The following is a 12,249-nucleotide window of genomic DNA, read 5'->3' on the forward strand; positions in this document are numbered from 1 at the left end:
GAGGCCGACATCCGCAGTCCTGAGACGATCATCGAGCAGGCGGGGGCCGTTCTCGACTTCACCGAGCCGATCGGGTTGCTGCTGCTCGGCATCGTCGGCAACGTGCCCGACGAGGACGACCCCCGGGGCGTCGTGCGGCGCCTGGTCGACGCGTTGCCGTCCGGCAGCTACGTGTCCGTCAACGACGGCACCAACGTGCTGGGCGTCGACGAGTGGACGCCCGCCGAGGCCACCGCCCGCGGCGAGGCGCTGCGGCTGTGCGCCGAGGCCGGGACGGTGCCGTACCACGCCCGGACGCCCGAGTTCATCGAGTCCCTGTTCGAGGGTCTGGAACTGGTGGAACCGGGCGTCGTCTCCACGCCGCTGTGGCGTCCCGACTTCCCCCAGATCGAGAACCTCCAGCCGATCGACTCGTTCGGCGGCGTCGCCCGGAAGCCCTGACCGCCCGAGGGGCGAACGACCCGTCCGCAGCACGTACACGGCCTCGGCCGGCCGGGCGGCCCGCACCTGGCGCGGAGGCCCGTTCACGAGCGTCAGCGCCAGGCGGGGTTGTCGCTGACCCGGAAGGTGTTGCACAGCGATTCGTACTCATCACCCTCTGGGCCGAGCAGCACGAAGTCCGGTGCCGTGGCCGTCACAGCCGCGTGCAATGCCGTGAGCAGCGCCCCCACCGGGGTTCGGCCGAGCCCCAAGGTCGCGCGCAGCCGGGCCTGCCGCTCCTCGATATCGGGGGTGTCCTCAACGAGTTCCGGTTCGCAGCGCAGGGCGGCCGAGCGCATCTCCTCCAACCGCCCGCCCGCCGAGAACTTCAGGCAGTCCCGCCAGAACGGCGCACCGACGATCAACTCCATGACGGCCGTCAGGTCCGCCGCGATCAGGCCGGCCTGCCCTTCGGACGTGGCGTACAGGACCGGACGGCGGCCGCCCTCTCCACACAGGAAGTAGGAGCCTCCCGCGCCGTCGCCGGCGATGACGTCGAGCTTCGCGCCCGAGGCCAACCGCACCGGCTCGACGGGAGCGGTGCGCGACACGTCGAACTCGAACACCCCCGCCAGGAGATCGACGGCCGCCGGATCGCTTCGCAGGCGTTTCAGCATCGATTCGTCGGACACGGCGCGCACCATACCGGCACGTCCGCCCGGCCCGGCTCACGAGCCCATCGCATGCAGACCGTGACCGTTTCCTACAAGATCTCGCGGCCTCGGCCAGAGCATGCTGTGGGCATGACCATCGATGTTTCCGCGGCCGGCGCGTTCATGGCCACGCATGCGCGTGTCCTGGACCGCCGCCGTTTCGACTTGCTGACGTCCGAGACCGGCGATCCCGCCCCCGTGCTCGCCGCCCTCGACGGGTACCGGAACGCGGACGGCGGCTACGGGTGGGGGCTGGAGCCGGACCTGCGTGCGCCCGAGAGCCAGCCCGGGGCGGCGCTGCACGCCTTCGAGGTGTTCGAGGACATCGCTCCGGCCACGTCCCCGCAGGCCGGCGCGTTGTGCGACTGGCTGGAGGCGGTCACGCTGCCGGACGGGGGCCTGCCTTTCGTTCTGCCGCTGTCCACCACCGCCGGTACGGCGCCCTGGTGGGCGGGCGCCGATCCCACGGTGTCCTCGTTGCAGATCACGTCGGTGACCGCTGCCGCCGCCCACCGCGTCGCCATCCACGATCCGGCCGTGGCCGGGCACCCGTGGCTGGAGCGCGCCACCCGCTACTGCCTGGACACGATTTCGTCCCTTGACGAGACGCCCCACGCGTACGTGCTGGCGTTCGTCGTCCGTTTCCTGGACGCGGTGCACGACACGCACCCGCAGCAGGCCGCCGAACTCCTCCAGCGCATGCGGCGGCACATTCCCGAGGACGGACGAATGCACGTCGAAGGCGGCACCGAGGAGGAGACCCTCCACCCGCTGGATTTCGCGCCGCTGCCCGACCGTCCGGCACGCGCGCTGTTCGCCCCGGACGTCATCTCGGCCGACCTGGACCGTCTCGCCTCGCTCCAGCAGGAGGACGGCGGCTGGATCGTCGACTACGCCCAGATCTCGCCCGCGGGCGTCCTGGACTGGCGGGGCCACACCACCGTCCGCGCCCTCGACATCCTCCACCGCAACGGCCGTCTCTGACCTGCCCCGCGCCGAACGCGCCCAACCGGCCGGACCCGACCGTCGCCGTCCGCCGCAACGGCAACGACGGTCGTCGCTCCACCGCAACGGCCGCCTCTGACCGCCCGCGACGGACGCGCCCGCCCGGCCGGACCGGACCGTCATCGTCCGCCGCAACGGCGACGACGGTCGTCGCTCCACCGGTGCGGCCGGGCGTGACGTGACCTATCGTCCTGCGGCATCGCTCTTCACGGCAGCCGGTGACGCCTCTCCGGGTGCGACGGTCATGTGCGGCGGTGGTCGCCCGATCGGCCGCGACGGTCGGCTCTGGGCGGCCTGCGACCGGTGCTGCCAGGCCGGATCGGGATGGCGGTTTCTGATCGGTGGCGGCGGGGCGGCGCCTAGGCTGGGCGGGATGGACGTGTTGCCGTGTGGACATGTCGCCTATGCCGGTGAGCGAAGGCTCTGTCGGCACCTGGTGGGCGAGCGGGCCGACGACCACGACAAGGTCTGGGTGCTGCGCGGTGTCGGGGTGGAGTACGACCTGTGCTGCGCGGACTGCGGGCAGGACGACGGGCAGCCGGAACTGATCGTCGCCTGCGAGGGCTGCGTCGACAGGGCCGACGACGACGCGGTGGTCGCGGTGGTCGGCGAGCCGGAGGTGCGCCGCCGTCCCGAGCCGGTCGACGGGTCGGTCGACGTGCGGCGGCTGCCGTTCGCTCCGCTGGACGTCGCGCCGGTCGCCGACCGCGCCGGGGAATGGCTGCTGCTCGACGGCTCACGGCTGGTGCGGTGGAACGCCGACACCGGCGAGGTCGTCGGCACCTGCGACGTCCGGCTGCCGGACATGGACTCCCGGCGGACCCCGCGCGACGCCCCCCGGTATCGGCTGCACGCCTCGCCCGACGGGGCGTACGCGGCGGTCGTGGTGGACTTCGGGCGGTACGGCACGGTCGTCGAAACGTCCACGGGACGCACCCCCATGCGCTTGGACCGCGGCCACTACCACGTGGAGCAGACCCCGTTCCCGGCCGCGTTCACGCGCGTCGACGGCCAGGTCCTCCTGGCGCACGGGTCGGGGTGGAACCGGGTGGACCTGTCCGACCCCGCCACCGGCGAGAACGTCACCCCGCGCGAGTTCGAGCCCCCCGGCAAGAAGCGCACACCGCACTACCTCGACTACTTCTACGGCACGCTGTGCCCGTCCCCCGACGGCAGATGGATGGCGTCGGACGGCTGGGTCTGGGCTCCCGTGGGCCTGCCGCGCCTGTGGGACGCGCACGCATGGCGTCACGAGAACGTCTACGAGTCCGAGGACGGGGCGTCGGTCCGCGACCTGCGCCTGGTGCCGTACAACTGGAACGTCCCGATGTGCTGGCTGGACGAGTCGCGTTTCGCGATCAGCGGCATCGGCCGCGACGACCAGGCGATGATCCCCGGCGTGGAGATCTTCTCCGCGGAGTCCGGCACGCGCATCGCGCGGTTCGCCGGGCCGGAGGGGCGCCTGCACGCCGACGGCCGCCGCCTGTACTCGTCCGACCCGGACAGCCTGCGGATCTGGGACCACAAGACCGGGGAGCTCACCGGTGAGGTGCCCGGTTTCGTCCCGACGCATCACCATCCGGCCGACAACCGCCTGGCCGAACTCGACGCCGACCTCCTCCGCCTCTGGCGAGCGGGTTAGCCGCCGTTGAGGATCCAGGAGAGGTTGAACTTGCGGAAGATGATCGAGCGGTAGGACGTGCCGTTGCTGGAGGTGTCGAGGTTGCTCTCGACCAGTGCGGCGATGCGGTAGTCGGAGGTCTTGGCCATGCTGGAGTAGCCGCCCTCGGTGCCGGCCCCGGCGGGCAGCGGGCCGTCGCTGAGGGGACGGCTGACGGGCCAGGTGCGGGCGTTGTCATAGCTGATACGCACGCGCATCTTGTCCGCGCGCTGCACGGTGCTGGCCGGGTTGAGGAAGACGGTGCGGGCCGGGGCGTCGTTGTTGTACTGCAGCACCGACGCCTCGCACTTGGGGTCGAGCAGGGTGTCGTCGGGGGCGAAGGCGGAGAACGTGCCGGTGGCGCTGCCGCGTGACACCCAGCGGCGCTTGGCGGTCTCCCAGGTGGACGTGGTGGGACGGTCGTTGCGGTAGAGGGTGCCGTCGGCGAGCTGGGCGATGGTGGCCTCGCCGGTCTGTTCGCCGAGTTTCTGCACCCGCCACGTCTGGCCGTGGTCGGTGCTGACGATGTTGCGGTGCTGGGCGGGGACGACCAGGTGGCCCTCGCGGGTGTAGACGCCGTTGCCGGGCCCCATCGCGTCCCACGCCCATTCGGCGCCGTTGGCCTTCTTCTTCGGGGTGAGCGTCTCGGTCATGTCGGTGGGGGTGGACGTGCCGTCCAGGCCCTTGAACGACACGCCGTCGTCGGTGCTGCGCATCAGGTAGGTGCGGCGGTCGCCCCACTTGGTGATCGGTGTGGTGGTGGTGCCGGTGTCGGGGTCGTAGCCGCCTGTCTGGCTGTAGCCCGCCGGGTTCCACGACATGAACATCCAGATCGTGCCGGTCTGCATGTCGACGACCGGGGTGGGGTTGCCCCAGGTTCCCTGCCCCGCGCCGACGACCTCCTTCAGGCCCGACCACGTCGCGCCGTTGTCGATGCTGCGCTTGTAGACGAGGTTGATGTTGCCCCAGTCCTTGTTGCTGGACGCGCGTCCCTCGGCGAACGCCAGCAGCGTGCCGGCCTTGGTGCGCACGATCGACGGGATGCGGAACGAGTGGTAGCTGATGCCGTTCAGCGACTCCGTGCGGCCGCCTTTGAACAGCACCGTGGCGGAGTGGACGGGGGTGGCGGACTTCGCCGGGTCGTCCGCGGCCCGCGCCGGAACGGCCGTCACTCCAACGAAAGCCGTCCCCGCGAACAGGATCGCCGCCGCGGGAAGGGCCGGGGCCCGGAACGCCGTCTTCATGTGTCCTCGCTTCCCGGGCCGGACACCGAACCGCCCATCCCCGTCGAAAGTCGATCAATCAGGACGATACGCGGCGAACGATCTCGGCGCAGCGGGGCATGATCAGAATTCAGGCGGAGTTCACCAACGCGGAGGCGTCGGCGGGGGCGTCCCAGTCGATGCGGTAGCGCTGCTCGGGTCCGAGCGTCTTCTCGCCGCTGAGGAACGTGCGGGTCGCGATCGGCATGAACAGCCGCATGAACGCGGTGCCGACCGGGCCGAGCGCCTTGGTGCCGTTGGTCTTGGCGGCGCGGGCGGCGATCTTCTCCACCCGGGGACGGCGCAGCCGCTCGTACGCGGCGAACGCCGACGGCACGTCCGGCAGGTCGCGCAGGCAGCGGGCGAGCTGGACGGCGCTCTCCACGGCCAGTGACGCGCCCTGCCCCGAGCTGGGGGACGGCGCGTGGACCGAGTCGCCCACCAGCACCATCCGGTCGCGGTACCAGCGCGACGCGCTCGGAATGATGCCCATGGTGCCGAGCACGATCAGGTCCTCCGGGTCGGTGTGGGCGAGCAGGTCGCGGCCGGGCGTCTCGTCGCCGACGACCTCGCGCAGCCGGCGCAGCCACTCGTCCGGGGGCGTGCGCCGGGCCTCGGCCGTCGTGGTCCGCGCCCGGTGCGGGAGGTTGACGAACCAGGCGGTGGTGCCGTCGAGCTGCGGCCAGTAGCCGAGGAACGCGCGCCTGCCGAACACGAAGTACATGTTCTCCGGGTCGCCGGGGACGGTCGTGCGGGCCGCGGCGCCGAAGTTCAGCAGCGGGACGTGGTCGGGCTCGGGGGCGTCCGGGTCGATGAGGGTGCGGACGGTCGAGCGGATGCCGTCCGCGCCGACCAGCACGTCGGCGGTCGCGGTCGTGCCGTCGCCGAACCGCGCGGTGATCCCGTCGGGCCTCTCCTCGACGCCGACCAGGCGCTTGCCGTGCTCGAACGTGACGCCCTGGGCGAGGGCGGTGTCGCGCAGCGCCCGGTGCAGGTCGGTCCGCCACAGCGCGACCCCCGGCGGCAGCCCCTGCGGAGCGAGGAACGCGCCCATCCGCCTGCCCCGGCCGTCCATCATGAGCATGTTGCGGGTGGGCTGGCCCACGGCGCGCACCGCCTCGTCGGCGCCGATGATGCGGAGCGCCTCGATCCCGTTCGGCGCGATGCCGAGCATGGCGCCGACGCCGTCGGCCGACGACTCCGCGTACGCCTCGTACACGACCGCCTCGATCCCGGCCCGCCGCAGCGCCATCGCCGCCGCCGGACCGGCGATCCCGCCCCCGATGACCAGCGCGGTCTTCACCGTCGTCATGTCTCGTCCCCTCCCGCTTCGGCGAATAGTTGCTTACAACTATGTGCGACCGATTAGTCGATGTCAACTATCTCGAATCGCGAGAGGATGCGGAACGGTCTAGCCTGCCAACGGCGGCCGCAACCCGCCGGGACCCACGAACGGAGGACGACCATGCGCAGCCGCGTGACCGTCGTCGGCGAGGTGCTCGTCGACCTGCTCTGGAGGGCCGGCGCCGCGCAGGTGCTCCCGGTGCCCGGCGGCAGCCCGGCGAACGTCGCGGTCGGGCTGCACCGCCTCGAACGCCCCGTCACCCTCGTGACGACCTGGGGCGACGACCCGCCCGGCACGCTGATCGGCGCCCACCTGGACACCATCGGCGTCGAGGTGCGGCGCGCTCCGAGCGTCACCGAGCGCAGCACGCTGGCCATCGCCTACCTGGGCGAGGACGGTTCGGCGTCGTACGAGTTCCTCGCCGCCTGGGATCCGCGGGAGCTGGACGTGCCCGCCGACACCGCCGTCCTGCACACCGGCTCGCTGGCGCTGGTGGTCGAGCCCGGCGCGTCCGACGTGCTGGACGCCTGCCGCCGGGTGCGCGAACGGCCGGGCACGGCGGTCGCCGTCGACCTCAACGTGCGGCCCGCCGTCCAGCGCGACCGCGCCGCCTACCGCGCCGCCTGCGACCGATTCGCCGAGGTCGCCGACGTCGTCAAGGCCAGCGACGAGGACCTGGCCTGGCTCTACCCGGACATGACCGCCGAGCACGCCGCACGCGACCTGCTGGCGCGCGGCGCCCGGCTGGTCGTCGTCACGCTCGGCGCGGACGGCGCGTTCGCCCTCACGGCCGACGCGCATGTGCGCGTCCCGGCACCGTCCGTCGAGGTCAAGGACACCGTCGGCGCCGGCGACGCCTTCCAGGCCGCCCTGCTGGACGCCCTGGCCTCCGGCGCCGCGACCGGCGACCGGCTCGCGCTGCCGTCGTCGGCCGAGGAGCTGACGGGCGTGCTCACCCGCTGCGTCACGGCCGCCGCCATCACCTGCACGCGCGTCGGCTCCGACCCGCCGACCGCCGCCGAACTCCAGGCCGCCGCGCCGTCCCCACACGACGAATAGTCCCCGCGCTCCCGCGGACGAGGCCGACGCGGCCGGGCATCCCCGGCGACCCGAGTTGATCACGCGCCAGAGACAGGCGATCACGCTCCAGTTGCGTGCGGCGACGGACGGATGTTATGCATGAGTCATGCATGATAGGCAGCGGACGGCCAACCTGCTGGGGGCGACCGCTCTGGCCGTCACCGACCTGGCCCTGTCCGGGGCGACCCGGGCGGCCGGTGTCAGTGCCAGCGGTGCCGCCGCGCTGGTGATCCTGTCGGCGGGCGGCGGGGTGAGCGTCACCGAGCTCGGCCGCCGCGTGGGGCTCAGCCAGTCCGCGGCCGCCCGCATGGTCGACGGCCTGGAAGCCGCCGAACTCGTCGAACGCCGGCCCGGTCTGGGACGCATGGTGACCGTCCAGCCCACCGCGGCCGGCCGCCGGGTCGCCGGCGAACTGCTGCGGGCACGCGGCGCGCCCCTCGCCGACGTGCTGGACGCCCTCGACGACGACGAGCAGCAGACCCTCGCCGCCCTCCTCGCCAAGCTCCTGACCCGGCTGTACGACGTGGTCGGCAACGCGCAGCTGATGTGCCGTCTGTGCGACCGCCACTCCTGCGTCCAGCACGCCACCTGCCCCGTCGGCCAGGCCGAACGCGAACGCGAGCGGGAGCGCTGACCGCATGGGCGTGCTGCTCGCCCTCGCCTCAGCGGTCTGCTACGGCATCGTCGACTTCACCGGCGGCCTGCTGTCACGCCGCGCGAGCTTCGCCGTCGTCGCGGTGGCCGGGCAGGCGGGCGGGCTGGCGCTCACCGTCCTGCTCGCCCCGGTGATCCCGGCGTCCTCCGTGACGTTCGCCGACCTGGCGTGGGGAGCCGCGTCCGGCGTGGGCACGGCCGTGGGCATGCTGTTCCTGTACCGGGGCCTGAGCCGGGGCGCCATGAGCGTGGTGGTGCCCGTCAGCGCGGTGAGCGGCGTCGCCCTGCCCGTCGTGATCGGGGTGGCGGTGCTGCACGACAGGCTGTCGGCCGCGTCGTGGCTGGGCGTCGCCGTCGCCGTCCCGGCCCTGTGGCTGGTGTCGCGGACCCCTGACGACGACCCGTCCGGCACCGCGGCCGCCTCCGACGGGCTGATCGCCGGGACGGGAGTCGCGCTGCAGTACGTCGCGCTCGCCCAGGCGGGCTCCGACGCGGGCATCTGGCCCGTCCTGGCCGGACGGGTCGCGGCCACCCTCGTCCTGCTGCCGCTGCTCGTCCGCGCCGAAAAACCCTCGCTCGTCGCGACCCTCCAGGCCGCCGCGATCGGCGCCACCGCCGCGCTCGCGCTGACCTTCTACCTGGCCGCCACCCGCCAGCAGCTCATGGTGGTCGCCGTGGTGCTGTCGTCCTTCTACCCGGCGATCCCCGTCCTGCTGGGCGTGACGGCCCTGCGCGAACGCCTCACCCGGTGGCAGACCCTGGGCCTGACCGGCGCCGCAGCCGCCGTCGCCCTCCTCACGACCGGCTGACCCCCCACCGCAACAACCTGTCCACATGCCGCCACCGCAACCCATCCCCCGGCCGCACCTTCACCAGCAACATGCCCCTGTGGAGGAACGCCTGCCTCCTGACCCTCATGGGCATGACGTCGTCGACCCAGGCGAACCTGCGTCCGTCCGCATGCCGCAGAATCGGCGCCCACTTCCGCATTTGAGGGATCAGCAACGGCGGGCACTTGGGATCGTCCGGCCGGGCCCGGTAGCCGGAGAAGTCCACGTACGGCAGCTCGGGGAGCCCCAGCAACGGCGCGATGTACTCGTTGGCGTAACCTTCCCAGGTCGTCGCCCACACGAGGTCATAGGTCCCGCGGAGCCGGACGAGCCATTCCGCGTGCTCGTCCGACACCCTGACCGTCAGCCTTCCGACGGCATGCTCGGCGAACCGGCCGGGATCGCGCGGATTCTCGGGATTGAGCACACCGTCCACGTCCAGGTACAGCAGAGGGCGCGCCGAGACCCTGCTCCCGGGCCGGGGCGCACCGGCGATTCGCCCTGCCACCCCGCCAACGTACCGGGGGCGGAGGGTCATCTATGCTGGCGGGCCGGAACCATGCGAACCATGGGGTCGAACGTGGGGTCGATCCGACAAGGAAGCCGCGCATGACTGATCTTCCCGTCCGTCACTTCCAGGGCCGCGACGGCGTGGACCTGGTGTACCGCGAGGTGGGCGAGGGACGGCCGCTGGTGCTGATCCACGGCTACTTCTCCACCGCGACGGTCAACTGGATCCGCTACGGCCACGCCGCCGAGCTCGCGGCGCGCGGCCATCGGGTGATCATGCCGGACCTGCGCGCGCACGGCGACAGCGGCAAGCCGCACGACCCCGGCGCCTACCCGCCCGACGTGCTGGCCGACGACGGGTTCGCCCTGCTGGAGACCCTCGGGCTCACCGACTACGACCTCGGCGGCTACTCGCTGGGCGGGCGCACCGTCGTGCGCATGCTGGCGCGCGGCGCCACCCCCCGCCGCGCGATCGTCGCGGGCATGGGCCTGGACGGCATCGTCGACGCCGGCGGCCGCAGCGACCACTTCCGGCACGTCCTGACGAACCTCGGCACGTTCGAACGCGGCTCGGCCGCATGGAAGGCCGAGGCGTTCCTCAAGACGGTCGGCGGCGACCCCGAGGCGCTGCTGCGCCTCCTGGACTCCTTCGTCGACACCTCCCCCGAGGAGCTGGCCCGCATCACCGTCCCAACGCTGGTGCTGGCGGGTGCCAAGGACAACGACAACGGCTCCGCCGAGGCCCTCGCCGACTCCCTGCTGAACGGCAGCTACGTCGAGATCCCCGGCGACCACATGAGCGCCGTCACCAAACGCGACCTCGGCACCGCCATCGCCGACTTCCTCGCGTCCTGACCCGGACGCCGCGGCCCGGCGGAATTGTCGGTGGGCGTGTCTATAGTCGCGGCATGGCCGAGGATCAGGAGGCGTGGGACGAGCTGCACGCGGCGGGCTTCCTGCATGCGGCGCGTGAGGCGCACCGGGAGGCGACGCTGGCCGTCTTCGGCACGCTGAGCCGTTCGGCGGGGTTCAAGGAGCGCTCGTTCGGTTACGCGTCGTTCGACGTGCTGGAGAGCTGGCTCGACCGGGTGTTCCGCATCGGCCGCCGCGCCGACGGCGGCGACCGTCCGGCGGTGGTGCGGGACGACCTCAACGGTTCGCCCGGGTGGCGGTACGGGCGGTACCGCGTGCTGCTCAAACGGCACGAGTTCGGCGCCGTGCGGGCCATCCGCTGGGACCGGTCCAGCCCCACCAAGCAGGCCGTGGCGCGGCAGGACTTCCCCGACGACCCGCAGCTCGCCCTCGATCTGGGCATCGAGCCCGCACGCGACACGCCCGGGGTGGTGACGCTCGTCCTCGCGCACAGCGCCACCGAGGAACCGCTGGACATGGAGCTGTACCTGGGGCGTCCCCGGCTCAACGCCGACGGCGGCCCGGCCTGGCACTGGCTGCGGCCGTTGGACGACGACGCCCTCGGCCCCGATCCACGGCGTAAGCTCGTCGAGCCCACCCTGCCGTTGTGGACCGACGACGAGGCGGACGCCCCCGTACGCCTGCGCGAGCGGCAGCAGCGGCGGCACGGCACCACGAGGAGACGGACGAGCATCGAAACGGCCAAGTGAACGACCCCACCACCGACGACCGCACGGCCAGGCGGCTCGCCGAGGCACGGCTGCTGTTCGACTGCGAACGGCTGACCCTGGCGCGCCGGCTGCGCGGGCTGCGCAAGAACCAGCTCGCCCAGGCGGTCGGCACCACCCCGGCCGCCATCGGCCGCTACGAGGGCGGCGTGCATCCGCCGTCCGAGGTCACGCTGTCGCGGCTGGCGATCGCGCTCGGTGTGCCGGTGGAGTTCTTCCACGCCGGACGCAGCCCCGTCACGCTCGACACCGCGCACGCCCACTTCCGGTCCCTGCGCTCGGCCACCCAGATCGAACGCGACCAGGCCCTGGCCTTCGGGCGGATCGCCGCCGACATCGTCGCCGCCCTTGAGGACCTGGTGGAGTTCCCGCCCGCCGACCTGCCCGAGTACCCGGTGTCGCCGGAGGAGATCGCCGGGCCCGGCCCGGTGGAGGCGGCGCGCCTGGCCCGCAAGGCGCTGCTGGACGAGCCCGGCCCCGTCCCGCACGTCGTCCGGCTGCTGGAGAAGCACGGCGTGATCGTGCTGATCCTGCCGCCGTCCACCGAGCGGGTCGACGCGTTCAGCATCGGCGCCCACCCCCGTCCGATGGTGCTGTTCAACCCGGCCAAGGGCGACTACTGGCGCAACCGCTTCGACGGCGCCCACGAACTCGGCCACCTGGTCATGCACGCCGACGCCGAACCCGGCAGCAAGGTCATCGAGGACCAGGCGCACCGCTTCGCCGCCGAGTTCCTCATGCCCGAAGAGGACATCGCCGACCAGCTCCCCCGCACCGCCGACTGGGACCGCCTGGCCGACCTCAAGGCCACCTGGGGCGTCAGCATGGCCGCCCTCCTCTTCCGCGCCCGCACGCTGGGCATCATGACCGAGTCCGCGTACCGGAACGCGATGACCGCCATGAGCCGGCAAGGCTGGCGCCGCCAGGAACCCGGCCCCGCCCGCCCCCTGGAAGGCCCCACCATGCTCACCCGCGCCGTGGAACTGACCACCGAGACGGGCATCGACCGCGACCACCTGGCCGAACGCGCCCACGTCACCCGCGCCGACCTGGACCTCCTCGTCCCCACCCGCTCCCAATAGCCCCTCCCCCGCCCAGACACCGCCCCAGCCACCGCGCGACCCCGGGCA

The 12,249-nt window shown here is 72.7% G+C and carries 13 protein-coding genes; 9 read left to right on the forward strand and 4 right to left on the reverse strand.

What is annotated here, in order from left to right:
* On the forward strand, positions 1–441 hold a 441-nt coding region (locus ABD811_RS28180; protein WP_344953719.1), incomplete at its 5' end, for an SAM-dependent methyltransferase.
* 92 nt (positions 442–533) lie between these two features.
* On the opposite strand, the gene ABD811_RS28185 is transcribed toward ABD811_RS28180, so the two are convergent.
* Entirely contained in the window at positions 534–1,112 is a 579-nt protein-coding gene (locus tag ABD811_RS28185; RefSeq protein WP_344953721.1) for a hypothetical protein, read from the reverse strand.
* 111 nt (positions 1,113–1,223) lie between these two features.
* Between ABD811_RS28185 and ABD811_RS28190 the strand changes: the two genes are divergently transcribed.
* Together ABD811_RS28190 and ABD811_RS28195 are read left to right on the forward strand one after the other, a co-directional pair.
* Positions 1,224–2,117: a hypothetical protein gene (locus ABD811_RS28190; RefSeq protein ID WP_344953724.1), complete on the forward strand. Its 894-nt coding sequence runs from the start codon at positions 1,224–1,226 to the stop codon at positions 2,115–2,117.
* Positions 2,118–2,511: 394 nt separating this feature from the next.
* The gene (locus ABD811_RS28195) at positions 2,512–3,780 is read left to right on the forward strand and encodes a WD40 repeat domain-containing protein (RefSeq protein WP_344953727.1); all 1,269 of its coding nucleotides are present in this window, start codon (positions 2,512–2,514) and stop codon (positions 3,778–3,780) included.
* On the opposite strand, the gene ABD811_RS28200 is transcribed toward ABD811_RS28195, so the two are convergent.
* Together ABD811_RS28200 and ABD811_RS28205 are read right to left on the reverse strand one after the other, a co-directional pair.
* Positions 3,777–5,042, reverse strand: coding sequence for a sialidase family protein (locus ABD811_RS28200; RefSeq protein ID WP_344953729.1), 1,266 nt, complete (start codon positions 5,040–5,042; stop codon positions 3,777–3,779). The two genes, ABD811_RS28195 and ABD811_RS28200, sit on opposite strands and share 4 nt — an antisense overlap.
* Before the next feature lie 109 nt (positions 5,043–5,151).
* Positions 5,152–6,372, reverse strand: a complete 1,221-nt coding sequence (locus tag ABD811_RS28205) for an FAD-dependent oxidoreductase (protein ID WP_344953732.1) — start codon at positions 6,370–6,372, stop codon at positions 5,152–5,154.
* A 153-nt stretch (positions 6,373–6,525) separates the two neighbouring features.
* On the opposite strand from ABD811_RS28205, the gene ABD811_RS28210 reads away from it, so the two are divergent.
* The 3 genes from ABD811_RS28210 to ABD811_RS28220 all read left to right on the forward strand — a co-directional run bounded on the left by ABD811_RS28210 (position 6,526) and on the right by ABD811_RS28220 (position 8,948).
* The gene (locus tag ABD811_RS28210) at positions 6,526–7,464 is read left to right on the forward strand and encodes a carbohydrate kinase family protein (protein WP_344953735.1); all 939 of its coding nucleotides are present in this window, start codon (positions 6,526–6,528) and stop codon (positions 7,462–7,464) included.
* Positions 7,465–7,591: 127 nt separating this feature from the next.
* Complete coding sequence (locus ABD811_RS28215) at positions 7,592–8,119, forward strand: MarR family transcriptional regulator (RefSeq protein ID WP_344953738.1); 528 nt, start codon at positions 7,592–7,594, stop codon at positions 8,117–8,119.
* 4 nt (positions 8,120–8,123) lie between these two features.
* A complete protein-coding gene (locus tag ABD811_RS28220) occupies positions 8,124–8,948 on the forward strand; it encodes an EamA family transporter (protein ID WP_344953741.1) in 825 nt (274 codons plus the stop codon).
* Here the strand turns inward: ABD811_RS28220 and ABD811_RS28225 are convergent.
* Positions 8,935–9,477 (reverse strand): HAD domain-containing protein, encoded by a 543-nt coding sequence (locus tag ABD811_RS28225; protein WP_344953744.1) that lies wholly within the window; start codon positions 9,475–9,477, stop codon positions 8,935–8,937. The genes ABD811_RS28220 and ABD811_RS28225 overlap by 14 nt on opposite strands.
* Positions 9,478–9,578: 101 nt before the next feature.
* Between ABD811_RS28225 and ABD811_RS28230 the strand changes: the two genes are divergently transcribed.
* The 3 genes from ABD811_RS28230 to ABD811_RS28240 are packed head-to-tail and all read left to right on the forward strand — an operon-like array spanning position 9,579 to position 12,201.
* Positions 9,579–10,334, forward strand: a complete 756-nt coding sequence (locus ABD811_RS28230) for an alpha/beta fold hydrolase (RefSeq protein WP_344953747.1) — start codon at positions 9,579–9,581, stop codon at positions 10,332–10,334.
* 53 nt (positions 10,335–10,387) lie between these two features.
* Complete coding sequence (locus ABD811_RS28235) at positions 10,388–11,101, forward strand: hypothetical protein (RefSeq protein ID WP_344953750.1); 714 nt, start codon at positions 10,388–10,390, stop codon at positions 11,099–11,101.
* Positions 11,098–12,201 carry an XRE family transcriptional regulator gene (locus ABD811_RS28240; protein ID WP_344953753.1) on the forward strand — a complete coding sequence of 368 codons (1,104 nt, stop codon included), beginning with the start codon at positions 11,098–11,100 and terminating at the stop codon, positions 12,199–12,201. Before ABD811_RS28235 ends, ABD811_RS28240 begins: the two co-directional genes overlap by 4 nt.
* Positions 12,202–12,249 lie beyond the last annotated feature (48 nt).

Source organism: Actinomadura miaoliensis, from assembly GCF_039536785.1.
Lineage (GTDB): Bacteria > Actinomycetota > Actinomycetes > Streptosporangiales > Streptosporangiaceae > Spirillospora > Spirillospora miaoliensis.

Coding starts and splice junctions, on each gene's coding strand:
- ABD811_RS28190 (WP_344953724.1), top strand. CDS start 1,224: ATGACCATCGATGTTTCCGCGGCCGGCGCGTTCATGGCCACGCATGCG.
- ABD811_RS28195 (WP_344953727.1), top strand. CDS start 2,512: ATGGACGTGTTGCCGTGTGGACATGTCGCCTATGCCGGTGAGCGAAGG.
- ABD811_RS28200 (WP_344953729.1), bottom strand. CDS start 5,042: ATGAAGACGGCGTTCCGGGCCCCGGCCCTTCCCGCGGCGGCGATCCTG.
- ABD811_RS28205 (WP_344953732.1), bottom strand. CDS start 6,372: ATGACGACGGTGAAGACCGCGCTGGTCATCGGGGGCGGGATCGCCGGT.
- ABD811_RS28210 (WP_344953735.1), top strand. CDS start 6,526: ATGCGCAGCCGCGTGACCGTCGTCGGCGAGGTGCTCGTCGACCTGCTC.
- ABD811_RS28215 (WP_344953738.1), top strand. CDS start 7,592: ATGCATGATAGGCAGCGGACGGCCAACCTGCTGGGGGCGACCGCTCTG.
- ABD811_RS28220 (WP_344953741.1), top strand. CDS start 8,124: ATGGGCGTGCTGCTCGCCCTCGCCTCAGCGGTCTGCTACGGCATCGTC.
- ABD811_RS28230 (WP_344953747.1), top strand. CDS start 9,579: ATGACTGATCTTCCCGTCCGTCACTTCCAGGGCCGCGACGGCGTGGAC.
- ABD811_RS28235 (WP_344953750.1), top strand. CDS start 10,388: ATGGCCGAGGATCAGGAGGCGTGGGACGAGCTGCACGCGGCGGGCTTC.